Raw genomic sequence first — 23,050 nt, forward strand, 5'->3', positions numbered from 1 at the left:
ACGGGCGCAGGCTGCGGAAGAAGTCGTCGAGGGGGAGGGACGACCGGGCGAGCGGGCAGTCGGGGGGCGGGCGGGGAGCAGTCAGGGGTCGGGCGGGCGGTGCCGGGGTCACCCTGGTCGGGCGGTGGCCCCCGGTACCGGGCGGTGGCGGCTCACGCCGCCTGTTCGCCTGCCTGGAGGTGCCACAGCGAGGCGTAGAGGCCGTCGCGGGCGAGGAGTTCGGTGTGGGTGCCCTGTTCGGCGACGAGGCCGCCCTTGTCGAGGACGTGGATCCAGTCGGCGTTGCGGATCGTCGAGAGGCGGTGGGCGATGATGATCAGGGTGCGGTTCTCGGCGAAGGTGCGCAGGGTGCGCTGGATGGCGGCCTCGGTCTCGTTGTCGACGGCGGAGGTGGCCTCGTCGAGGACGACGACGGGTGGGTCCTTGAGGATGGCGCGGGCGAGGGCGAGGCGTTGTCGCTGGCCGCCGGACAGGGCCGCGCCGCGCTCCCCGATCATCGTGTCGTAGCCGCTCGGCAGGGCCTCGATGAAGGGGTGGGCCTCGGCCATGCGGGCGGCGGCGAGCAGGAGTTCGTCGGGGGCGTCGAAGCTGCCGTAGCGGATGTTGTCGGCGATGGTGCCGTCGAAGAGGAAGGGGTCCTGGGCGACGAATCCGACGGCGCCGCGCAGCCCCTGCCGGGACAGGTCGCGCACGTCCCGGCCGTCGAGCAGGACCCGGCCGGAGTCGGTGTCCTGGAACCGCATGAGCAGTTTGGCGATGGTGGTCTTCCCGGAGCCGGTGGGGCCGACGATGCCGGTGACCCGGCCCGGCGCGATACGCAGGGAGAGATCCTTGAGGACGGGCGGGCGGCCCGGGTAGGCGAAGGTGACCCGGTCCAGGGTGACCGCGCCCTTGACGTCGTCGGCGTCCACCCGGTGTTCGGGGCCGACGGGTTCGGTGGGCAGGGCGTGCAGGTGCAGGACGCGGTCGTGGGCGGCGAGGGTGCGCTGGTACTGGTCGACGATGGAGCCGAGCCGGGTGAGCCGCAGCAGGACCTGCTGGGGCAGGCCGATGAGGGGGCTGAACACCTCGAACGGCAGGGTTCCGTTGAGGACGGAGCGGCCGCCGAGCAGGAGGGTGCCGGTCATGGAGGCGGTGGTGACGGCGCGGATCGTCTCGGCGTGCCGGACGGTGGAGCGGTCCGTGCGGTGGGTGCTGTCGCGGCAGACCTCGCTGAGGTCGTCGACGCGGGCGGCCTCGTACTCCTCGGTACAGAAGCTCTTGACGGTGGCGCCGGCCTCCAGGCTGTTGACCAACTGGCTGTGCAGTTGGGCCTTGTGCTCGCTGGAGACGGCGTAGTCGGCGGCGACCCGGTCGTGGTAGTGGAAGGACAGCCAGGCCACGATCGGCATCGGCAGGAAGGCGATCCACGCGATCTCGGGGGCCAGCAGGAGGAAGGCGGGTACCAACACCAGGAAGCTGGAGGCGAGTTGGACGACGTCACCGGCCGCCGTCGCGAAGAACGCGCCGAGTTGGGAGACCTCGTCGGTGAGGACGCCGGCGATACGCGTGGTGCGCTCGCCCTCCAGATGGCGCAGTTCGAGCTTCTGCACCTGGGCGTAGGTGGCGTTGCGCCAGTCGTGCTCGACGGCCTGGCCGAGGCCGCGCCACTCCACGCTCGCCGCGTAGGAGAGGCCGGCGACGGCGGCGCAGGCCACGGCGGCTGCTCCGGCGAGGAACCACAACTGGGCCGAGGCGCTGGTCAGTCCGAGGGTGAGGAGGGGTGCGGCCTCGCCCTTGATGAGGACGAGCGCGATCCAGCCGAGGAACAGGCCGAGCGCCACCTCGGTCAACTGGCATGCGGCGGAGAGCCCGGCGGCGAGACAGAGCCGGGGTCTGTGCGGGCCGACGATGTCGAGCAGGGCGCGCAGGGAGGATGTCGGGCGGGGTGGTGACGCCTCGTCGGCAGTGGAACCGGCAGTGGAACCGGCGGCAGAGCCGGGGGCGGTGCCGGGTGGTGCGGTGTGCGTGCCGCCGTCGGCTGCCGCGCGCACGGCTCGGCGTACGACGACGACGGTGGCGGTGACGACGGCGCCGAGCACCGCGAGCGGTTTGCGCAGGAGCTTGCCGGGGCCGAGGGCGAGCGCGGCGACCGTCGCACCGCCGGCGAGCACCAGGGCGGGGGCGGGGGCTGCGACCGGGGTGCGAGGGGCGGCCGAGGCGGTGGCGGAGGCGGGCGCCTGGGCGGTGCCGGGGCCGCGTCGGCTCGGCGGCGAGGCGGGCCGGGCTTCCCCGGCGCGGAAGACGGCCGCCAGGGAAGCCCGGATGATTCCGCCGATCTCGACGGTTTCCAGGCGTGGATCGTGGAGGACGAGAATACTTCCCGTAACACCGCTCACCCGCGCCGCGCGTACGCCGGGAGATTTCCCCAGAACGATTTCCAGGACTTCCGCGAAACGCTTTCTGCCCGCCATTTCGGGGATCTTCCAGCGTTGCCGTCCGGGAATCGCCGAGCACATTCTCAGTGAGTACGTTTCCGTGTTCTCCCGGGCAGGCCCCTGTACGGCCGCAGCCCCCACCAGCAATGTCATGTTCAGCAGATCCCCGAGCTGTTTTCTCTTTGGAGCGTGAGCGGTCAGTGCGCCTTGCCGGTGCCGACTGCGGGCGTGCGCCCCTTGGCGGGTGCCTTGGGCTGGGCGTCGACAACGGGTGTTTCCCGATCCGCCGGGCGCTCCTGTGACTGCGGCTTCGATTGCGGCTGCGACTGCGGGTGCGTCGACGGCTGCGGTTCCAACTGGCCACCGCCCGCCATCTGCGCCGCGACGACTTCGGCGGTGACCTCGGCGGCGAGATCCTGCAGTCCTTCGCCGGCCTCCTGCGCCGCGCGTTTCACTTCGAGCACCAGGCCCACCGACGTTTTCACCAGTCCACGCATCAGCGGTTTGACGACCCGCTTGGCCAGCGGCGCGGCGAGGAGACCGATCAGAAACGGGGGAACTACGGGCGGCATGAGTCGTACCCCTTCTTTTCGGGGACCGAACTGATTGCCCCCGGCATTTGCGAACCTGCATCAGCCTATGGAGCCCAGCGGGCAGAAACCAAGCCGAGACCTGCCCCGTCACCCGGAAGAGTAATGCGGGCCTCGAAAACCGACCGGTTCCAGCCAGACCCGGGCTCGATCCAGGCTGGATCCAGGCCAGATTCGAGCCGGATCAGAGAGAGATCCGGGCTGGATCCGGGCTGGATCCGGGCTGGATCCGGGCTGGATCCGGGCTGGATCCAGCAGGGCCCCGGCCAAGCGGTAATGGCCGAATCAAGGGGCGAGCCACCCACCTTTCCCCATTAATTTCACGGAGCGTGCGGAAGAAAGGTGGCCAGTAAATGCAGATGCGGTCCGGCGGCCCGGGTCGCCCCATGCCACACCTTCAGTCTGTCCAAACCATTGACGCGGACATGAGTGCCCCATATCTTCTGCCCGAAGTTACGAACCATGTTCGAAATAACGAACAGGGCAGCTTTTACGGACAAGGGACGGTCCTGCATGCCTCGGATGTACCGCAGCAGATCTCTGCTCGTCTGCGTGATGGCACTCCTCGTCGCCCTGGTGGCGGCGACCCAGCCGGTGGCCGCCGCCGACGGTCGCCCGTACACCAACCCGCTCAAGTCGGCCAAGGGCGCCGACCCCTGGCTGGAGTTCTACGACGGCAACTACTACCTGGTCACCACGACGTTCACCGGCGTCCTCGCCATGCGCAAGGCGCCGACCCTGGCGGGGCTCGCCACCGCGCCCTCCGTGCAGGTGTGGTCGGACACCACGTCGACCCGCAACAACAACATCTGGGCGCCGGAGATCCACCAGTTCAACGGCCACTGGTACCTGTACTACTCGGCGGGCCAGGGCGGCACCGCCTGCTGCGACTCCCAGCGCACGCACGTCCTGGAGAGCGCCGGCACCGACCCGCTGGGCCCCTATACCTACAAGGGCTCCCTCACCGGCTCCAACCTCACGCCGGGCGGCTGGCTGATCGACGCCAGCGTCCTCCAGGCGAACGGGAACCTGTACCTCGTCGGCAGCGGCTTCGTGAACGGCAGCACCCAGAGCCTGGTCATCGCGCCGCTGAGCAACCCGTACACGCTCGCCAGCAACACCTTCACGGTGATCTCCAGCCCGACGCTGAGCTGGGAGACCTCCGGGTCACCCGTGAACGAGGGGCCCGAGCCGCTGTACCACGACGGCCGCACCTTCCTCACCTACTCGGCGAGCTCCTGCCAGACCGCCGACTACAAGCTGGGCCAGCTCGAGCTGACCGGCAGCGACCCGCTGAGCCCGGCGTCCTGGACCAAGAAGCAGACGCCCGTCTTCCAGCGCAGTGACGCGAACGGCGTCTACGGTCCGGGCCACAACGGCTTCTTCACCTCGCCCGACGGCACCGAGAACTGGATCGTCTACCACGCCAACTCCGCCGCGAACGGCGGCTGCGGCAACGGCCGGACGACCCGCGCCCAGAAGTTCACCTGGAACGCCGACGGCACGCCGAACTTCGGCACCCCGGTCGCGCTCGGTACGACGCTCCCCGGCCCGTCCGGCGAGACGGCGGCGACCCCGACGTCGTACACCCTCGTGAACCGCAACAGCGGCAAGTGCCTTGATGTGGAAGGCGGTTCGACAGCCAACGGCACGAACGTCTTCCAGTGGGCCTGCACCGGCGGGGCCAACCAGAAGTGGCGGATCGAGGACCAGGCCGACGACACCAGCCGCCTGGTGAACGTGGCCACCGGCGGGGTGCTCGACACCGCCGACTGCTCCAGCGCCGACGGCGCCGATCTGCGCCAGTGGTCGTGGCTGAACAACAAGTGCCAGCGTTTCCGGCTGGTGTTCACCGCGACCGGCGACTACGTCCGGCTGGTGGGCGAGAACAGCGGCAAGGTCGCCGACGTCGCGAACTGCGGCACCGCGAACGGCGCCGACGTACGGCAGTGGACCTGGCTGAACAACAACTGCCAGCAGTGGCGCCTGGTACCGACCACCTGAGCCACCCGCTCTCCCCCCCCCAACTCCCTCTGCACCTTCTCCGCTCCTCTCCCCTCTCATCAGGAGAACTCCCTTGAGTCGCAACGCCGTTCGGCTGTTTTTGGCCGTCCTCGTCGCCCTCGCGGCCGCCTTCACCGGCCTGGGCGCCCCAGCCCAGGCCGCCGTGCCAGACTCCCCCGCCGTGACGTACACCAACCCGATCGCCGAGAAGCGCGCCGACCCGCAGATCTTCAAACACACGGACGGCTTCTACTACTTCACCGCCACCGTCCCCGAGTACGACCGCATCGTGCTGCGCCGGGCGACGACCATCCAGGGCCTGTCGACGGCCCAGGAGGTCACCATCTGGACCAAGCACAGCAGCGGGGTCATGGGCGCCCACATCTGGGCGCCGGAGATCCACTTCATCGACGGCAAGTGGTACGTGTACTTCGCGGCCGGGTCCACGTCCGACGTGTGGGCGATCCGGATGTACGTCCTCGAAGGCACCGGCGCCAATCCGCTGACCGCGACCTGGGCCGAGAAGGGCCAGATCAAGACGACGTGGGAGAGCTTCTCGCTGGACTCCACGACGTTCGTCGTCAACGGGGTCCGCTATCTCGCGTGGGCGCAGCGCAACCCGGCCGAGAACAACAACACCAGCCTGTTCATCGCGAAGCTGGCCAACCCCTGGACGATCCAGGGCACTCCGACGGAGATCTCGCAGCCGACGCTGTCCTGGGAGACGATCGGCTACAAGGTCAATGAAGGGCCCGCGCTGATCCAGCACGGCGGCAAGGTCTTCCTGACCTACTCGGCGAGCGCGACCGACTCCAACTACTGCCTCGGCATGCTGACCGCGTCCGCGACGGCCGACCTGACCGACGCGGCGGTCTGGACGAAGGGGACGCAGCCCGTCTTCACGTCGAACGCCTCGACCTCGCAGTACGGGCCGGGCCACAACTCGTTCACGGTCTCCGAGGACGGCAAGTCCGACATCCTCGTCTACCACGACCGCAGCTACAAGGACATCACCGGCGATCCGCTGAACGACCCCAACCGCCGTACCCGTGTGCAGAAGGTGTACTGGAAGGCCGACGGCACGCCCGACTTCGGCATCCCGGTGGCCGACGGCGTCACCCCGCAGCGGTTCTCCTCGTACAACTACCCGGACCGTTTCATCCGGCACTGGGAGTTCCGGGCCCGTATCGAGGCGAACGTCAGCCCGCTCGCGGACTCGCAGTTCCGCGTGGTGACCGGACTGGCCGGCAGCGGCACGGTCTCGCTGGAGTCGGCGGACTTCCCCGGCTACTACCTGCGGCACAAGAACTTCGAGGCGTGGGTGGAGAAGAACGACGGCACGTCGACGTTCGCGTCCGACGCGAGCTTCTACCAGCGCGCCGGACTCGCCGACTCGGCGGGGATCTCGTACGAGTCGTACAACTTCGCCGGCCGCTACCTCCGCCACTACGACTTCCTGCTGTACGTGCAGACGCCGAACACGGCGACGGACAAGGGGGACGCGACGTTCTACGCCCAGTGAGGGCGTGAGAGAGCATGACGCCGCGACTATACATAGAGTGTATACACGCTATGTATAGTCGCGGCATGCCTTCTTCGAGCAGTCCGAACAGGAAGACGAAGAACACGGGGGCCGGGTTGCGCGCCGTCGCCCTCGCCGCGGCGGCCGCCTGCCTCGCGGTCACGCTGACCGGTTGCGGCGGCGCCGACACCACACAGCCGAGCGCCGCCCGCGCGCACCCGGCGACCACGTCCACCACCCGGGCCGCCCCAGCCGCCCGCTTCGGCACCGTCGACTGCCGGGAGGTGAAGTGCATCGCCCTCACCTTCGACGCGGGGCCGAGCGAGAACTCCGCCCGGCTGCTGGACATCCTCAAGGAGAAACAGGTCCCGGCGACCTTCTTCCTGCTGGGTGCGCGGCACATCGAGAAGTACCCGGAGCTGGTCAGACGGATGGCCGCCGAGGGGCACGAGGTCGCCAGCCACACCTGGGACCACAGGATCCTCACGCGGATCGCGCCGGACGAGATACGCGAGGAACTCCGGCGCCCCAACGCCGAGATAGAGCGCCTCACCGGCCGTCGCCCCACCCTGATGCGCCCACCGCAGGGCCGTACGAACGAGACCGTGCACGAGATATCCCGCGAGCTGGGCCTCGCCGAGGTGCTGTGGACGGTGACCGCCAAGGACTACGAGACGACCGACTCCGCGCTGATCCGGCGCCGGGTCCTCGCGCAGGCCGACCGGGACGGCATCATCCTGCTGCACGACATCTACGACGGGACCGTGCCGGCGGTGCCCGGGATCATCGACGCGTTGAAAGCGCGCGGCTACGTCTTCGTGACGGTTCCTCAGTTACTGGCGCCGGGAGCGGCCCAGCCGGGGCGGGTCTACCGCTGAACCCGGCCCTCGCATGGCGTGCCGCAGCGCACCGCGCCGCGGCTCTACGATCGCTGCGTGGTCATCTTCCAGCTCGAACGCACGGCACCGCTCTCCCTGGCCGACGCCTGGCGTCGGCTGACGGAGTGGTCCCGGCACGGCGACGCGGTGCCGCTCACCCGGGTCGCCGTGCTCACTCCCCCGCCGACCGGTGACGGCACGGTCATCGTCGCGCGTTCGGGTCTCGGCCCGTTCGCCTTCGACGACCGGATGGAGGTGACCGTCTGGCGGCCGCCGGCCCTCGACGAGCCGGGCCGGTGCCGGCTGGAGAAGCGCGGCCGGGTCGTCCTGGGCTGGGCCGAGATCGAGGTGTGGCCGGGTCCTGGCGGGCGGACCCGGGTGATCTGGCGGGAGGAACTGCGACTGCGTTTCCTGCCGTCGCTCTTCGATCCGCTCCTCGGGGCCACCGCCCGCCGGGTGTTCGGGCGGACCGTCAACCAACTGCTGCGCAGGCCCTGAGTGTTCGAGGAACTCCGCCGCATGTCAGGGTGAGTGCGTGAGGGGAACGGGAGTGGACGAGGTCGAGGCGCTGGCGGTGGACGGGCTGCGGTGGCTGCGGGGCGCGGCGCGGGACACCGGGGGCGGTGGGCTCGGCTGGCCGGTCCGGCCGTCGGACGACGATGTCGACCCGATGCTCTACAACGGGACGGCCGGGATCGTCCCCGTACTCCTGGAGGCCTGGCGGCACTTCGGGGACGACGCGTACGCCGACACCGCGCTGCGCGCCGCCCGCAGTCTCGCGGACGCCGCCGACGAACACCCCGACGACTCCCTGTATTTCGGCCTCACCGGCATCGCCCTCGTGCTGCGCGCCGTCCACCGCGAGCTCGGTGACAGCGCGGCCGACGCCGCCGCGGACCGGGCCCTGGCACGGGTGCGGTCCCGGTTCGACGGGACGCGCTGGGGCGACCTGTTCGAGCTGATGGGCGGCAACGCGGGCATCGGGCTGGGGATGTTGCGGTGCGGCGACACCGAGTCGGCGCTCGCCGCGCTGGAGCCGTACGTGCGGACGGCCGAGCCGACCGCGGCGGGCGTGACCTGGGAGTGGCGCAGCGGTCTCGAACCCCGGCTGCACCATCTCGCGCACGGCACGCTCGGCATCGCGTACGCGCTCGCCGCCGTCGGGGCGGCCACCGGCCGGGCGGATCTCGTCGCGCTGGCGCGGGCCGGGGTCGCGGAGGTCGTGTCGCGGGACGAGGCCGGTCCTGAGGGCTTCCTCGTCGCGCACTCCGACCCGCCGCACCGCCCCGACGTCGTCGAGCGCCACAGCTACGGCTGGTGCCACGGCCCGGCGGGTGACGCCCAGCTCTTCCGGCTGCTGCGGGACGTCCTCGGCGAGCCGTCCTGGGCGGAGCTCGCCGACCGCTGCTGGCACACCGTGACCCGGTCCGGTCTGCCGCGGCGGCTGCGGCCCGGTTTCTGGGACAACAACGGCCGGTGCTGCGGAACGGCGGGCGTCCTGGCGCTGGCCTGCGACCGGATCGCCGAGCACGGCGACGCCTCGGGCAACACCCCGGACGACTCCCGTGACTTCGCCCGTACCCTCGTCGAGGATCTCGCTTCGCGCGCGGTCCGGGACGGCGACGGCGCGCGCTGGTCCAACGTCGCGCACCGGCCCGCTCCGGGCGTGCTCGAGGCGGAGACCGGCTGGGCGATGGGCAACGCGGGCATCGTGCGGGAGTTGCTGCGGTATGTGCGGCTGAGCAGGGGCGGCGATCCGCGTTACGCGTTCACATGGCCGGATCAGCCGGCCGTGCGGGTGGCGGTGGTTCAGGCCACCGAGCCGATCCGGCCGGTGGGCGGCGCCGACGTCGTGTCGTGATGGATCGGCGTGTGCGCCCCGGTGAGCGGGATCCCGCTGCCGCCGCGCCGGTTGGCGACGATCTCCGCGGCGATCGACAGCGCCGTCTCCTCGGGCGTACGGGCCCCGAGGTCGAGGCCGATGGGTGAGCGCAGGCGCGCCAACTCCAGTTCGGTGACGCCGACTTCGCGCAGCCGGTCGTTGCGGTCGAGGTGGGTGCGGCGGGAGCCCATCGCGCCGACGTAGGCGACCGGGAGGCGCAGTGCGAGGCGGAGCAGGGGGACGTCGAACTTGGCGTCGTGGGTGAGGACGCACAGGACGGTCCGCGCGTCGACCTCGGTGCGCTCCAGGTACCGGTGCGGCCAGTCGACGACGATCTCGTCGGCCTCCGGGAAGCGGGCCTCGGTCGCGAAGACGGGGCGCGCGTCGCACACCGTCACGTGGTAGTTGAGGAACTTGCCGACCCGTACGAGCGCAGACGCGAAGTCGATCGCGCCGAAGACGATCATCCGGGGCGCGGGGACGGACGACTCGACGAGGACCGTGAGCGGGGCCCCGCAGCGGGAGCCCTGTTCGCCGATCTCCAGGGTGCCGGTGCGACCGGCGTCGAGGAAGGCGGCGGCCTCGGCGGCGACCGTACGGTCCAGCCCGGGATGCGCGCCGAAGCCGCCGTCGTAGCAATCGTCGTAGGAGTCGTCGTAGGAGCCCGTGTAGGTAGCGGCGGGGTGGCTTCCTGCGGGGTGGACGAGGAGTGCGCGGCCGACCAGGTCCGCCGGGCCGGTCACGATCCGTGCGAGCGCGGCGGCGCGGCCTACGGCGGCGGCCTCGAGCGCGGCGGCGATCACCGGGCGGACGGGGTCGCCGACCCGTACCGGGGTGACGAGGATGTCGATGATCCCGCCGCAGGTGAGTCCGACGGCGAAGGCGTCGTCGTCGCTGTAGCCGAACCGTTCGAGGACCGACTCCCCGTCGTCCAGGGCCTGTTGGCACAGTGCGTAGACCGCGCCCTCCACACAGCCGCCGGAGACCGAGCCGATCGCCGTGCCGTCGGCGGCCACCGCGAGGGCGGCGCCCGGCTGACGGGGCGCGCTGCCGCCGACGGCCACCACGGTGGCGACGGCGAAGTCACGGCCCTGCTCGACCCACCGGTTCAGTTCCTCGGCGATGTCCAGCATCTCTCGGTCTCCTCACTGCGTTACGGCGTTGCGGGGAAGCGGTGGTGCGGGGAAGCGGTTTCGCGGGCTGCTAGCGCACGCCCAGCCAGTTCTCGATCGGGTTGAGGGCGAAGTAGACGAGGAAGACGGCCGTCAGGCCCCACATGAAGGCCCCGATCTCCCGCGCCCGGCCCTGGGCGGCCTTGATGGCGACGTAGGAGATGACGCCCGCCGAGACGCCGGCGGTGATGCTGTAGGTGAACGGCATCACGACGACGGTCAGGAAGACCGGGATCGCGGTGGCGCGGTCGGCCCAGTCCACGTGCCGGGCGTTCATCAGCATCATCGAGCCGATGACGACGAGGGCGGCGGACGCGACCTCCTGCGGGACGATCGCGGTGAGCGGGGTGAAGAAGAGGCAGGCCGCGAAGAAGGTCCCGGTGACGACCGAGGCGAGGCCGGTGCGGGCGCCCTCGCCGACCCCGGTGGCCGACTCGATGAAGACGGTCTGCCCGGAGCCGCCCGCCACGCCGCCGATCGCGCCGCCCGCGCCGTCGATGAACAGCGCCTTGGACAGGCCCGGCATCCGCCCCCTGTCGTCGGCGAGTCCGGCTTCGGTGCCGACGCCGATGATGGTGGCCATCGCGTCGAAGAACCCGGCGAGGACGAGCGTGAAGACGATCATGCCGACGGTCATCGCGCCGACCTCGCCCCAGCCGCCGAACTCCACGTCCCCGAAGAGCGAGAAGTCGGGCATCGAGACGGCGCTGCCGTGCAGTTCGGGAGCGCCGGCCGCCCACTGCCTCGGGTCGACGACCCCGGCGGCGTTGAGGATCGCGGCGACGAGCGTGCCGCCGACGATGCCGACGAGGATGGCGCCGGGAATGTCGCGGGCCTGGAGCATGAAGATCAGCAGCAGGGTGCCGGCGAACAACAGGACGGGCCAGCCGGTGAGTTCGCCCGCCGGGCCGAGGGTGAGCGGGGTGGCCTTGCCCTGGTGCACGAAGCCGGCCTTGGAGAAACCGATGAGCGCGATGAACAGGCCGATGCCCATGGTGATGGCGTGTTTGAGGGCGAGCGGGATCGCGTTCATGATCATCTCGCGTAGGCCGGTGACCACCAGCAGCATGATGACGACGCCGTACAGCACGCACATGCCCATCGCCTGCGGCCAGGTCATGTGCGGGGCGACCTGCGAGGACAGTACGCCGGAGACGGACAGGCCGGCGGCGAGCGCGAGCGGCACCTTGCCGAAGAAGCCCATCAGCAGGGTGCTGAACGCGGCGGCGAACGCGGTCGCGGTGATCAGCGCCTGCTGACCGAGGGTGTGTCCGGCCGCGTCCTTGCCGGACAGGATCAGCGGGTTGAGCAGAAGGATGTACGCCATCGCCATGAAGGTGGTGACGCCGCCGCGCACTTCGCGCGCGATCGTGGATCCCCGGCCGGAGATGTGGAAGTACCGGTCGAGCCAGGACCGTCCGGCCGGGACGCGGGTGCCTTCACCCGCGTCGACGGCGACGCTCCTGGGTTCCACTGACTGCTGGGTCATGGTGCCGTCTCCCAAGGTTCAATGGGGTTTGGGAAGGTGCACGACCCGGGGGACGGCCCGAGACGAACGTGGTCCGACGCAGGTCCGCGTCGGCCAACTTGCCTTGTTCTGCCGGAAGTTACGCGGTGCCCGTCAGGTGCTCGGGCCGTACCGGCGTGCGGTTGAGCTCCAGCCCGGTCGCCTCCCGGATCGCCGCGAGGACGGCCGGGGTCGAGGACAGGGTGGGTGCCTCGCCGACGCCCCGGAGCCCGTAGGGAGCGTGGTCGTCGGCGAGTTCGAGCACGTCGACGGGGATGGTCGGCGTGTCGAGGATGGTGGGGATCAGGTAGTCCGTGAAGGAGGGGTTCCTGACCTTCGCCGTCTTCGGGTCGACGATGATCTCCTCCATGACCGCCACGCCCAGCCCCTGGGTCGTGCCGCCCTGGATCTGGCCGATCACGGACAGCGGGTTCAGCGCCTTTCCGACGTCCTGCGCGCAGGCCAGCTCGATGACCTTGACCAGGCCGAGTTCGGTGTCGACCTCGACGACGGCGCGGTGCGCGGCGAACGTGTACTGGACGTGTCCGAAGCCCTGCCCGGTGCGCAGGTCGAACGGCTCGGTCGGCCGGTGCCGCCACTCCGCCTCGACCTCGACGGCCTCCCCTTCGAGGACGTCGACCAGGTGGGCGAGGACCTCACCGCCGTCGGTGACGACCTTGCCGCCCTCCAGGAGCAGTTCGGCGGTGGCCCAGGCCGGGTGGTAGGAGCCGAACTTGCGGCGCCCGAGCTCCAGGACCTTCTCCCGGACCAGCTCGCAGGAGTTCTTGACCGCGCCGCCCGTGACGTACGTCTGCCGGGAGGCGGATGTCGAACCGGCGCTGCCCACCTGTGTGTCGGCCGGGTGGATGGTGACCTGCGCGACGCCCAGTTCGGTGCGGGCGATCTGCGCGTGGACGGTGACGCCGCCCTGGCCGACCTCCGCCATGGCCGTGTGGACGGTCGCGACGGGCTCGCCGGCGATGACCTCCATCCGGACCTTGGCGGTCGAGTAGTCGTCGAAGCCCTCGGAGAAGCCGACGTTCTTGATGCCGACCGCGTAGCCGATGCCGCGTACGACGCCTTCGCCGTGCGTGGTGTTGGACAGCCCGCCGGGCAACTGCCGTACGTCCGCGCCCTCGCTGCTCTCCCACTGGCGCTCCGGCGGCAGCGGCATCGCCTTGACGCGGCGCAGCAGTTCGGCGACCGGCGCCGGGGAGTCGACGGCCTGCCCGGTCGGCAGCAGGCTGCCCTGCTCCATCGCGTTGCGCTGCCTGAACTCCACCGGGTCCAGGCCGAGTTCCTTGGCGACCTTGTCCATCTGCGCCTCGTACGCGAAGCACGCCTGGACCGCGCCGAAGCCGCGCATCGCGCCGCAGGGCGGGTTGTTGGTGTAGAGGGCGATGGCCTCGACGTCGACGTCGTCCACGACGTACGGCCCGATGCCGAGCGAGGAGGCGTTGCCTACGACGGCCGGGGAGGCGGAGGCGTACGCGCCGCCGTCGAGCACGATCCGGCACTTGACGTGGGTCAACTTGCCGTCGCGGGTGGCCCCGTGCTCGTAGTACAGCTTCGCGGGGTGGCGGTGGACGTGCCCGAAGAAGGACTCGAAACGGTTGTAGACGATCTTGACGGGTTTGCCGGTGCGCAGGGCCAGCAGGCAGGCGTGGATCTGCATCGACAGGTCCTCGCGGCCGCCGAACGCGCCGCCGACGCCGGACAGCGTCATCCGCACCTTGCTCTCGGGCAGGCCGAGGACGGGCGCGATCTGGCGCAGGTCGGAGTGCAGCCACTGGGTGGCGATGTAGAGGTGGACGCCGCCGTCCTCCTCGGGCACGGCGAGGCCGGACTCCGGGCCCAGGAAGGCCTGGTCCTGCATGCCGAAGGTGTACTCGCCCCGGACTACGACGTCGGCGCGCCGGGCGGCCTCGGCCGCGTCGCCGCGGATGATCGGCTGGCGGTGGACGATGTTGGGGTGCGGGACGTGGCCGAGGTGGTGGTCGGCGCGGTTCTCGTGGACCAGGATCGCGTCCGGCGCGGTCGCGGAGGCCTCGTCGGTGATGACGGGCAGTTCGCGGTACTCCACCTTGATCTTGGCGGCGGCGCGGCGGGCCGTCTCCGGGTGGTCGGCGGCGACGATCGCGACCGGCTCGCCGTGGTGGCGTACCTTGCCGTGGGCGAGGACGGGGGTGTCCTGGATCTCCAGGCCGTAGTTCTTCACGTCGGTCGGCAGGTCGTCGTACGTCATGACGGCGTAGACGCCCGGGGTCTTCAGCGCCTCGACGGTGTCGATGGAGACGATCTCGGCGTGGGCGACCGTGGAGCGCAGGATCTGGCCCCAGAGCATGTCCTCGTGCCACATGTCGGAGGAGTACGCGAACTCGCCGGTGACCTTGAGGGTGCCGTCCGGGCGGAGCGTGGACTCGCCGATGCCGCCCTTGGCGGGGGCGCCCTGGGTGACCTTGGTGGGGGTGCCGAGGGGGGCGCTGTCGGTGGTCTTGTCGGCAGGCATGGTCAGACCGCCTCTTCCTGCCGGGCGGCCGCCAGGCGGACCGCGTCCATGATCTTCTCGTAGCCGGTGCAGCGGCACAGGTTGCCCGAGAGCGCCTCGCGGATGTCCGCGTCGGTCGGGTTGGGGTTGCGCTCCAGCATCTCGTCGGCGGCGACCAGCAGCCCCGGCGTGCAGAAGCCGCACTGGACGGCGCCGGCGTCGATGAACGCCTGCTGGATCGGGGCGAGTCGAGCACCCTCGCCGGTCCGGGCGGTCGCGCAACCACCGTGCTCGGCGTGCTGCTCGCCGCGCTGTTCGGTGCGCTGATGGGCGCGCTGCTCGGCGTAGTCCGCGAGGCCCTCGACGGTCACGATGTCGCGGCCCTCCGCCTGGCCGGCGGCGACCAGGCACGAACACACCGGGACGCCGTCGAGCCGGACCGTGCACGAGCCGCACTCGCCCTGCTCGCAGGCGTTCTTGGAGCCGGGCAGGCCCATCCGCTCGCGCAGCACGTACAGCAGGGACTCGCCCTCCCACACGTCGTCGGCTTCCTGCGGACGTCCGTTGACGGTGAAGTTGACCCTCATGACGCGACTCCCTCCGGGCGGGCGGCGGTGCCGCGGTACGACTCCCAGGTCCAGGTCAGTGTGCGGCGGGCCATGACGGCCACCGCGTGCCGGCGGTAGCTCGCCGTGCCCCGGACGTCGTCGATCGGGTTGCAGGCGGCGGCGCACAGGTCCGCGAACTGCTTGGCGACCGACGGGGTGATGATCTTTCCGTTGTCCCAGAAGCCGCCCTCTTCGAGCGCGGCGTTCAGGAACTCCTCGGCGGTCGTGGCCCGAACGGGCGTCGGGGCGGCCGAGCCGATGCCGGTGCGCACGGTGCGGGTGCTCGGGTGCAGGGCGAGGCCGAAGGCGCAGACGGCGATGACCATGGCGTTGCGGGTGCCCACCTTGGAGTACTGCTGCGGGCCGTCGGCCTTCTTGATGTGCACGGCGCGGATCAGCTCGTCGGGGGCGAGCGCGTTGCGCTTCACGCCGGTGTAGAAGTCGTCGATCGGGATGAGCCGCGTCCCGCGCACCGACTCGGCCTCGACCTCGGCGCCGGCCGCCAGCAGGGCCGGGTGGGCGTCGCCGGCCGGGGAGGCGGTGCCGAGGTTGCCGCCGACGCCGCCGCGGTTGCGGATCTGCGGGGAGGCCACGGTGTGCGAGGCGAGCGCGAGGCCCGGCAGCTCGGCGCGCAGGTGCTCCATGATCCGGGTGTACGGGACGGACGCGCCGAGCCGCACGCTCTCCTCGCCGACCTCCCACTCGTAGAGGTCGCCGACGCGGTTGAGGTCGAGCAGGTACTCGGGCCGGCGGTGGTCGAAGTTGATCTCGACCATCACGTCGGTGCCGCCCGCGATCGGCACAGCGGTGGGGTGCTCGGCCTTCGCGGCGAGCGCCTCCTCCCAACTGGCGGGGCGAAGGAAGTCCATGACCGGCTCTCTTCTTCTTCGTCTCGTGAGTCTTGCTGTTTTGCTCGTGAGTCGCGTTGCTCGCGTGACTCGTGTGACGCGTGTCGATCAAGCCAGAATCGGGTGCGGCGGGCCCGGCTCGTTCATGTCCTGTTCACGTGGGTGAGGCCAGTACACAGCGCCGTGCGCCGGCCGGGTCAGTCACGGAAACCATGAAGGAGTTGGCTGGTCGACCGGGGCATCTTGTAGATTCGTATGAACGGAAGCCGTCGGTAACCCCTTCGTTTTCCCGTGGAAACGTAGGAAACGGTCTGGCAATAAAAGAATGCGGTCCGTGGCTGTCCGGCGGGTGCCTTCCCGCCACCTCCTTCCCCCATCATCGTAGTTTTCGAGACACAGAACGGCGGCGACGAGATGCGGCTGCGCGCACTGCTGGACACCGATGCGCTGGGCCTCAGGCTCCTCGGCGGCGACGAGCTGGACCGCACGGTGCGGGGTGTCATGACCACCGACCTGCGGGACCCCAGCCGCTACCTCTCGGGCGGCGAGCTGGTGCTGACGGGCCTGGCGTGGCGCCGGGACGCGGCGGACTCCGAGCCGTTCGTACGGATCCTGGTGCAGGCCGGGGTGACGGCGCTCGCGGCCGGTGAGGCGGAGCTCGGCGCGGTCCCGGAGGACCTGGTCACGGCCTGTGCCCGGCACCGGCTCCCGCTGTTCGCGGTGCACGAGTCGGTGGCCTTCGCGACGATCACCGAGCACGTCGTACGGCAGGTGTCCGGCGAGCGCGCCGGGGACCTCGCGGCCGTCGTGGACCGGCACCGCCGGATGATGACGTCGGGCCCGGCGGGCGGCGGCCCGGACGTCGTCCTGGACCTGCTCGGCTCCGACCTCGACCTGCGCGCCTGGGTGCTGTCCCCCACCGGCCGGCTCATCGCGGGCCCGAAGCCGGCGGGTCCTGGCCTGCCGCCCGAGGCGTGCGCGAAGCTCGCCGCGGAGCATCTGGCGGCGGTCCGCACGGGCCGGCGCGGACCGCACCGGGTGCTGCTGGGCCATACGACGTACTCGCTGTTCCCGATCCGCAGCGGCGGCGGCCGCGCCCCGCAGCCGCCGCAGACCGCGCACGCCGGTCGGGAGGTGCGCGAGGGCGTGCTGTCGGACTGGCTGCTGGCCGTCGAGGCCGACGCCGGGGAGTGGGCGGACGAGCGGCTCGACCTGCTCCAGGGCGTCACGCAGTTGATCGCGGTCGAGCGGGAGCGCCGGGACGCGGCGCGCACGGTGCGCAGGCGGCTGGCGCAGGAGGTGCTGGAGCTGGTCCAGACGGGCGCGGCCCCGGCGGAGATCGCGGCCCGGCTGCGGGTGGCCGCGCCGGTGCTGCTGCCGGGTCTGGGGGCCGCCCCGCAGTGGCAGGTGGTGGTGGCCCGCGTCGAGTGGGCGGACGGCGCTCCGGAGGCCGGCCCGGTCGCCCAGTCGCTGCTGGAGGAGATCCTGGTCGACCCGCTCGCGACCGGCCCGGAGCCCTCCGACCGGATCGCCGTCGCCCACACGGGTGACGAGGCCATCGCCCTGGTGCCGCTGCCCGCGATGTCGAGCGAGCACGACGACTCCGAGAACGGCGTCCTCGCCGACGCGCTCCTGGCGGCCGTACGGGAGCCGCTGTCGGCGGGGCTGGACGGCGACGGCCGGCTCACGCTGGGCGTCAGCGCGGCCGTGCATTCGGCGGAGGGGCTGCGCGGGGCGCTGGAGGAGGCGCGGCACGCGCGGCGGGTGGCCGCCGCCCGGCCGGGGCGGGTGTGCGCGGCCGGCCACCAGGAACTGGCCTCGCACGTGCTGCTGCTGCCGTTCGTCCCGGACGACGTCCGCAGAGCGTTCACCGCGCGTCTCCTGGACCCGCTGCGCGACTACGACCGACGCCACCGCGCCGAGTTGATCCCGACACTGGAGGCGTTCCTCGAATGTGACGGTTCGTGGACCCGGTGCGCCGCCCGGCTGCACCTGCACGTCAACACGCTGCGCTACCGGGTCGGGCGCATCGAGCAGTTGACGAGCCGTGACCTGTCCCGCCTGGAGGACAAGCTCGACTTCTTCCTGGCGCTGCGGATGAGTTGACGCGGACGGCGGCGGGAACGGCGGCCGTACGCCCCCTGGCGCCCCACGACTTTGTGAAATACTTCACCCGCCCCCTTGGCCCGGTGCTGGGATTCGTGCTGAGATGCGGCCACCACTCAAAGCTCGACGGCGCGCTCGGGGAGGGCAACGTGGCGTACACCGCCATGTCCGGTACCGGAACGACCTCAGGTGACGACCCCCTCCAGACCGCGGTGTGGCGGCTGCGTTCGCGGGCCTGCTGGTCCGACGCGGCGGCGCTGGTCCCGCCCGACACGGCGGCGGGCGCGATCCAGCGGGCGGCGCTGCTCGTGGAACGGTGCCTGTACACGGAGCAGGGCTGGCAGGACGCCGAGGACGCGCTGCGCACGGCGGAGGCGCTGGCCCACGACGACGAGGAGCGGGGCGCCGCCGCTTGTGAGCGCGGGCAACTCGCCTACGCGGCCACGGTGCACGGGGTGCGCGACCGGGTGGACGAGGCGCGGGCCGCGCTCGGCCGGGCGGCGGCGCTGATCCCACCGGACGCGCGGGGGCGGGCGTTGCTGGACTTCCGCCGGGGTCTGCTCGCGGAGAACATCGCGCGCTCCCCGCAGGCCGCGAGGGCCGCCTACCGTCGCGCCCACACGGCGGCCGCCGCCCACTCGGACTCCCTGCTGCTCTCCTTCACCTGGCGTCACCTGGCCGGACTCGCCCTGCGCGAAGGCGAGTTGGCGGAGGCCCGGCACGGCTTCGCCGAATCCCTCCGTATCCGCGAGGAGTTGGGCTACCTGGTGGGCACCGCCCCGGCGCTCGTCTCACTCGCCGACGCGGAGACCGAGCCGGAGGCCTCCCGTCTGCGCGAGGAGGCCCGACGCCTGTTCGGCCTCCTGGGCGGCGTACCGACCTGGCTGGCACGACAGTTGGCCCCACCTGCGGCAACGGTGTAGGGCGGTAATGGCGTACGGCGGTAAGGCTATTGGGCGGACGCACCGCCGTCACCTCGTCAACCCGCCGCCCGATACCGGGCCGTTGGATCCATGACGGGCCTCGGAGTCGCGTCGTGGTCGCGGACATAGACGGTGACGCGTGCCCCGTTGACCTGAGTTGTTCCGTCCGCGCGGAAGTGGCGTCGCAGGGTGTTCGTCTTCGCTTCCTCCTGCGGGTTGGTCGGTGCGTGGTTGTCCGCCGCGCGGACCACGACGATCCGGTCGAACTCCAGCATGCGTGCCGCTATTTCCGGGGCGGGTAGCTCGACGCCTGCCAGTGTGTTCGACGAGACGGGGTCCTGTGCCAGGGCGAGATCTGTCAGGGCACGGGTGTCCTCGGGGTCGGCCCCGGTCAGGATCCGGTGCTGGCCGAAGAGGTAGAGCAGCCCGTCGCCGGGACGGCCTTCCTGGCGTACGGCGGCGGCGACGGCGGCGACGTCGTTGCTCCGGCTCTCGGGCGTCCGCAGCGAAAGGCTCGTCGGCACGAGCGCGGCCAGTACGGCGACCGCCGCGATCCACGCGGTGCGCGAAGACCGCTGCCGCCGGAGGACGTAGTCCAGCCAGGCGCCCAGCAGCAGGGCGACTCCGATATTGCTGTAGAGCACGTACCGGTCGACGAACAGGGGCTTGACCAGGGAGGCGACCAGCAGCAGAAGGCCGGGAAGCACGAGAATCGGCAGAGCCAGCGCGGAGAGCCGCACGGGTCCTTTCCTCCCCAGGGGCGCGAAGGCACACGCCACGCCCACGACCGCCACGACCAGGAAATACTGGGTCCGCACCGGTCCGCTGATCCAGGACACCTGGTCCGACTGCCCCGCACTCCAGATCGCCAGCGGCGACAGCCCGGCCACCACGCCCGCGGCAGCCGCGCTCCACGCCCTCAGCACCGGTCGGGGAGCACGGGAGACAACCAGTGTGACGCCGTGTGCGACCAGGGCGAGGACGGCGAACTCATGGAGCAGGCAGGCCAGCAGCATGGTGCAGCCGTAGACCGCCCACCGCCACCGGGCGCGCTGCGGGACGCTGACCACGAGCGCGTAGCTGGCCCAGGTGACCAGGGCGCAGACCATGGCGTACGAGCGGCCTTCCTGCGTGAACTTCTGCACCTGGGGAAGGAGCGGAAACACCAGCCCGGCCAGCAGCCCGGCCCGGGGTCCCGCCAGGCGGAGCGCCACCAGCCCGACTCCGCTCGCCGCCGCGGCCATCGCCAGCACGGACGGCAGCCGCAGCGTCAGCAGCCCGCCGCCGAAGAGGCCGAAGATCTCGTGCATCACGGCGTAGTAGAGGGCGTGGACCAGATCGATGTGCTGGGCGGTGAGCCATATCCGCGCAAGGTCGCGGTGCGCGAGTTGATAGGTGACGGACTCGTCCCCCCACAGGGTGTTCTGCCTGCGGATGCCCCAGAGTCCCAGGGCGATGGTCAGCGCCAGGGGCGCGAGGACGACAACGGCCTTGGCCGGGCCCGGTGCTGGTCGAAGGGCGGGAGCGGAGACCGTCCTGGCCACGGCGGGGGCACGTTCATCAACGGACATCGGTGACAGGGCCTTTCAGCAGCGGCGAAAAACGTTCCGCCAGCGTGCCCGGACCTCGTTGACCGGTTGCTGATCCAACCTGACCGGCCGATCAGGAAAGCGGGCCGGCGCTGTGCGAGGCTGCACCACATGCGCATTCTGGTGGTCGAAGACGAGGTGGACCTTGCCCACACTCTGCACACCGGTCTGACCGCCGAGGGCTACAGCGTCGACCTCGCCCATGACGGCCGGCAGGGCCTGTGGATGGCCAGGACCGGCGAATACGCCCTGGTCGTACTGGACTTGATGCTGCCCGGGCTCAACGGCTACAAGGTCTGCGCCCAGTTGCGCCGGGAGGGCAACGCGACCCCCATCCTGGTGCTCACCGCCAAGGACGGGGACTGGGACCAGGCGGAGGCCCTGGACACGGGGGCCGACGACTACCTGGCCAAGCCCTTCTCGTACATGGTGCTCGTCGCACGGCTGCGGGCCCTGGTCAGACGCGCCGCCACGGTCGCCCCGCCCGTCCTCGCCGTGGGCGACCTCTCGTTGGACGTCGCCGGCCGGGTCTGCCGCCGGGCCGGGGCCCGGGTGGACCTCACGCCCCGGGAGTTCGCCGTCCTTGAGCTGCTGGCCCGCCGGGCGGGTCAGGCGGTCTCCAAAGCGGATCTGCTCTACCACGCGTGGCCCGACGAGGCCCAGGATCCCAACCTGGTGGAAGCGCGCGTCAGCGCCCTCCGCAAGAAGGTGGACGCCGCGTTCCACCGGCAGTCCCTCCAGACCGTACGGGGCACCGGCTACCGGCTGGTGGACGACCGCGACTGAGCCGCGCCGCCGCTGGCGGCCGCGTTCGGTACGCGCCCGCGCGGCCCTGGCCGCCGCCGCGACCACCGCCGTCATCCTGGTCGGCATCGGCTGGTGGGTGCACCGCGACGTCTACCGCCAGGGCACGCAGATCGCCGAAGGCCAGGCCGAGCAACAACTGTGGGCTCTCGCCGATCAGTTGAACGCGGGGGTGGTTCCCACGCGCAGAAGCGCCGTGCTGCCGTACGAGGTCGTCGCGACCGGCCGACGCGGCGCTGTCGCCTACGGCGGAGGCATGGAGGACCTCGATCCCGGCACCCGCCATGTGCTGCCCGCTCCATCGGACTCCAAGTGGACCGACGGCTTGACGATCCGTCGCCTCCTCATACCGGTGCGCGGCGACCACCCCGGGGACGGCGTCGACCTGGCCGGCAGGACCTACATGGTCGTGTCCACCGATATCAGCGCCGGTGACCTGAGCAGTGCCAAGGTCGCCGCGCTGGGCGTCGCCGCCGACGCCACGCTGCGGGTGTATGTGGTGGTGCTCCCGGACTCGGCCGAGGGATCACCGAGACCGCCGACCGTCTGCTGCTGCGGGCGGGGCTGGTCAGCATCGTGCTGATCGGCGCCGTCGCCTACTTCGCCGTCCGGATCGCGCTGCGGCCGGTCGAGGCGATCCGCCGCCTCACCGCCTCGGTCACGGCGAACGACCCCCGCGAACGCGTCACCGTGCCCGCCACGGGGCACGAGATCACCGCCCTGGCCACCACCATCAACACCACCCTCCAGCGCCTCGACAACGCCGCCGCCCAGCAGCGCCGCTTCGTCGCGGACGCCGCCCACGAACTGCGCAGCCCCCTCACCACCCTGCTGGCCAGCCTGGAAGTCGCGCTCGCCTACCCGGAACGCACCGACTGGCCCGCCGCGGCCACCACCGCCGCCCGGCAGACCCGCCGCCTCCAGGCCCTCGCCGAAGACCTGCTGCTCCTAGCCCGCCTGGACACCCGCACCCCGACAGCCAACCCCGAAACCGTCGACCTGACCGCCCTCGCCACCCGCCTGACCGAGCAATACCCCCTCACCGAACGCCCGTTGACCCTCACCTGCGACAGCACGGCCCCCGCCCTGGTACCCGGAAACCCCGACGAGTACGAACGGCTGCTGCGCAACCTCGTCGACAACGCCGCCCGCCACGCCGCACACCGCATCCAGATCACCGTCCGGAACCAGGACGACTGGGTCGTCCTCACGGTGCACGACGACGGACCCGGCGTGCCCCCCGAGGACGCCGAGCGCATCTTCGAACGCTTCGTCCGACTCGACGACGCCCGCTCCCGCGACCACGGTGGCACCGGCCTAGGCCTGGCCATAGCCCGCGACCTGTCCCACCGCCACGGAGGCACCCTCACCCTCACCCCCCGAACCCTAGGAGCCTGCTTCCAACTACGCCTCCCCCAAGCCCCGAACCCCAGCCCACCCGACGCCTGAGGACGACTGGGAGCAACCTCCCAACGCCGACCCGCACAATTCAGCCCGTCCGGCGCTCGGGGACGAGGCGGATGCCATCCCAATCCCCCACCCACCCGCTGGGGGCGCCGATCTCAGCGCCGGTCGGCGTATTTCAGCCCGTCCGGCGTTTGAGGACGAGGCCCCTTAAGAAGCCGTTGTCTTTCCGGATGTGGTCGTTGAGTTTCCGCTGATCAGGCATGGTGTGGGTATTGCTGCGGGAGAGTTCGGGCGTCTGGTTCGGT

The 23,050-nt window shown here is 71.2% G+C and carries 16 protein-coding genes and 1 pseudogene; 9 read left to right on the forward strand and 8 right to left on the reverse strand.

The annotated features are described in order from the left end of the window. Positions 1–152 precede the first annotated feature (152 nt). Both BMZ82_RS31355 and BMZ82_RS31360 read right to left on the reverse strand, forming a co-directional pair. Positions 153–2,453, reverse strand: coding sequence for an ABC transporter ATP-binding protein (locus BMZ82_RS31355; RefSeq protein WP_256252215.1), 2,301 nt, complete (start codon positions 2,451–2,453; stop codon positions 153–155). A 161-nt stretch (positions 2,454–2,614) separates the two neighbouring features. Then, on the reverse strand, positions 2,615–2,989 hold the full coding sequence (locus tag BMZ82_RS31360) for a DUF5132 domain-containing protein (protein ID WP_093780789.1): 375 nt from the start codon (positions 2,987–2,989) through the stop codon (positions 2,615–2,617). Positions 2,990–3,520: 531 nt separating this feature from the next. Between BMZ82_RS31360 and BMZ82_RS31365 the strand changes: the two genes are divergently transcribed. From BMZ82_RS31365 to BMZ82_RS31385, 5 genes are all read left to right on the forward strand, one after another. Next, positions 3,521–5,011 (forward strand): family 43 glycosylhydrolase, encoded by a 1,491-nt coding sequence (locus BMZ82_RS31365; RefSeq protein WP_093780790.1) that lies wholly within the window; start codon positions 3,521–3,523, stop codon positions 5,009–5,011. A gap of 73 nt (positions 5,012–5,084) precedes the next feature. After that, a complete protein-coding gene (locus BMZ82_RS31370; protein WP_093780791.1) occupies positions 5,085–6,533 on the forward strand; it encodes a family 43 glycosylhydrolase in 1,449 nt (482 codons plus the stop codon). Positions 6,534–6,598: 65 nt separating this feature from the next. After that, the gene (locus BMZ82_RS31375) at positions 6,599–7,411 is read left to right on the forward strand and encodes a polysaccharide deacetylase family protein (RefSeq protein ID WP_093780792.1); all 813 of its coding nucleotides are present in this window, start codon (positions 6,599–6,601) and stop codon (positions 7,409–7,411) included. Positions 7,412–7,468: 57 nt separating this feature from the next. Then, positions 7,469–7,909, forward strand: a complete 441-nt coding sequence (locus BMZ82_RS31380) for an SRPBCC family protein (protein ID WP_093780804.1) — start codon at positions 7,469–7,471, stop codon at positions 7,907–7,909. Positions 7,910–7,946: 37 nt separating this feature from the next. After that, positions 7,947–9,272: a lanthionine synthetase LanC family protein gene (locus tag BMZ82_RS31385; RefSeq protein ID WP_093780793.1), complete on the forward strand. Its 1,326-nt coding sequence runs from the start codon at positions 7,947–7,949 to the stop codon at positions 9,270–9,272. On the opposite strand, the gene BMZ82_RS31390 is transcribed toward BMZ82_RS31385, so the two are convergent. From BMZ82_RS31390 to BMZ82_RS31410, 5 genes are all read right to left on the reverse strand, one after another. Continuing rightward, positions 9,221–10,426: an XdhC family protein gene (locus BMZ82_RS31390; RefSeq protein ID WP_093780794.1), complete on the reverse strand. Its 1,206-nt coding sequence runs from the start codon at positions 10,424–10,426 to the stop codon at positions 9,221–9,223. The genes BMZ82_RS31385 and BMZ82_RS31390 overlap by 52 nt on opposite strands. A 70-nt stretch (positions 10,427–10,496) precedes the next feature. After that, positions 10,497–11,954, reverse strand: coding sequence for an NCS2 family permease (locus BMZ82_RS31395; RefSeq protein WP_093780795.1), 1,458 nt, complete (start codon positions 11,952–11,954; stop codon positions 10,497–10,499). 118 nt (positions 11,955–12,072) lie between these two features. After that, on the reverse strand, positions 12,073–14,481 hold the full coding sequence (locus BMZ82_RS31400) for a xanthine dehydrogenase family protein molybdopterin-binding subunit (protein ID WP_093780796.1): 2,409 nt from the start codon (positions 14,479–14,481) through the stop codon (positions 12,073–12,075). Between the two features lie 2 nt (positions 14,482–14,483). After that, a complete protein-coding gene (locus BMZ82_RS31405; protein WP_093780797.1) occupies positions 14,484–15,047 on the reverse strand; it encodes a (2Fe-2S)-binding protein in 564 nt (187 codons plus the stop codon). Further along, positions 15,044–15,937, reverse strand: a complete 894-nt coding sequence (locus BMZ82_RS31410; RefSeq protein ID WP_093780798.1) for an FAD binding domain-containing protein — start codon at positions 15,935–15,937, stop codon at positions 15,044–15,046. Before BMZ82_RS31410 ends, BMZ82_RS31405 begins: the two co-directional genes overlap by 4 nt. A 393-nt stretch (positions 15,938–16,330) precedes the next feature. On the opposite strand from BMZ82_RS31410, the gene BMZ82_RS31420 reads away from it, so the two are divergent. Both BMZ82_RS31420 and BMZ82_RS31425 read left to right on the forward strand, forming a co-directional pair. Further along, a complete protein-coding gene (locus BMZ82_RS31420; protein ID WP_093780800.1) occupies positions 16,331–18,022 on the forward strand; it encodes a PucR family transcriptional regulator in 1,692 nt (563 codons plus the stop codon). A 149-nt stretch (positions 18,023–18,171) separates the two neighbouring features. Beyond that, a complete protein-coding gene (locus BMZ82_RS31425) occupies positions 18,172–18,945 on the forward strand; it encodes a hypothetical protein (protein WP_093780805.1) in 774 nt (257 codons plus the stop codon). A gap of 56 nt (positions 18,946–19,001) precedes the next feature. On the opposite strand, the gene BMZ82_RS31430 is transcribed toward BMZ82_RS31425, so the two are convergent. After that, positions 19,002–20,516, reverse strand: a complete 1,515-nt coding sequence (locus tag BMZ82_RS31430) for a glycosyltransferase family 39 protein (RefSeq protein ID WP_093780801.1) — start codon at positions 20,514–20,516, stop codon at positions 19,002–19,004. 129 nt (positions 20,517–20,645) lie between these two features. On the opposite strand from BMZ82_RS31430, the gene BMZ82_RS31435 reads away from it, so the two are divergent. Both BMZ82_RS31435 and BMZ82_RS31440 read left to right on the forward strand, forming a co-directional pair. Continuing rightward, on the forward strand, positions 20,646–21,320 hold the full coding sequence (locus BMZ82_RS31435) for a response regulator transcription factor (RefSeq protein ID WP_177244749.1): 675 nt from the start codon (positions 20,646–20,648) through the stop codon (positions 21,318–21,320). A gap of 46 nt (positions 21,321–21,366) precedes the next feature. After that, positions 21,367–22,787, forward strand: a pseudogene (locus BMZ82_RS31440) (sensor histidine kinase). Positions 22,788–23,050 lie beyond the last annotated feature (263 nt).

This window comes from Streptomyces sp. yr375, assembly GCF_900110755.1.
Classification (GTDB): Bacteria; Actinomycetota; Actinomycetes; order Streptomycetales; family Streptomycetaceae; genus Streptomyces.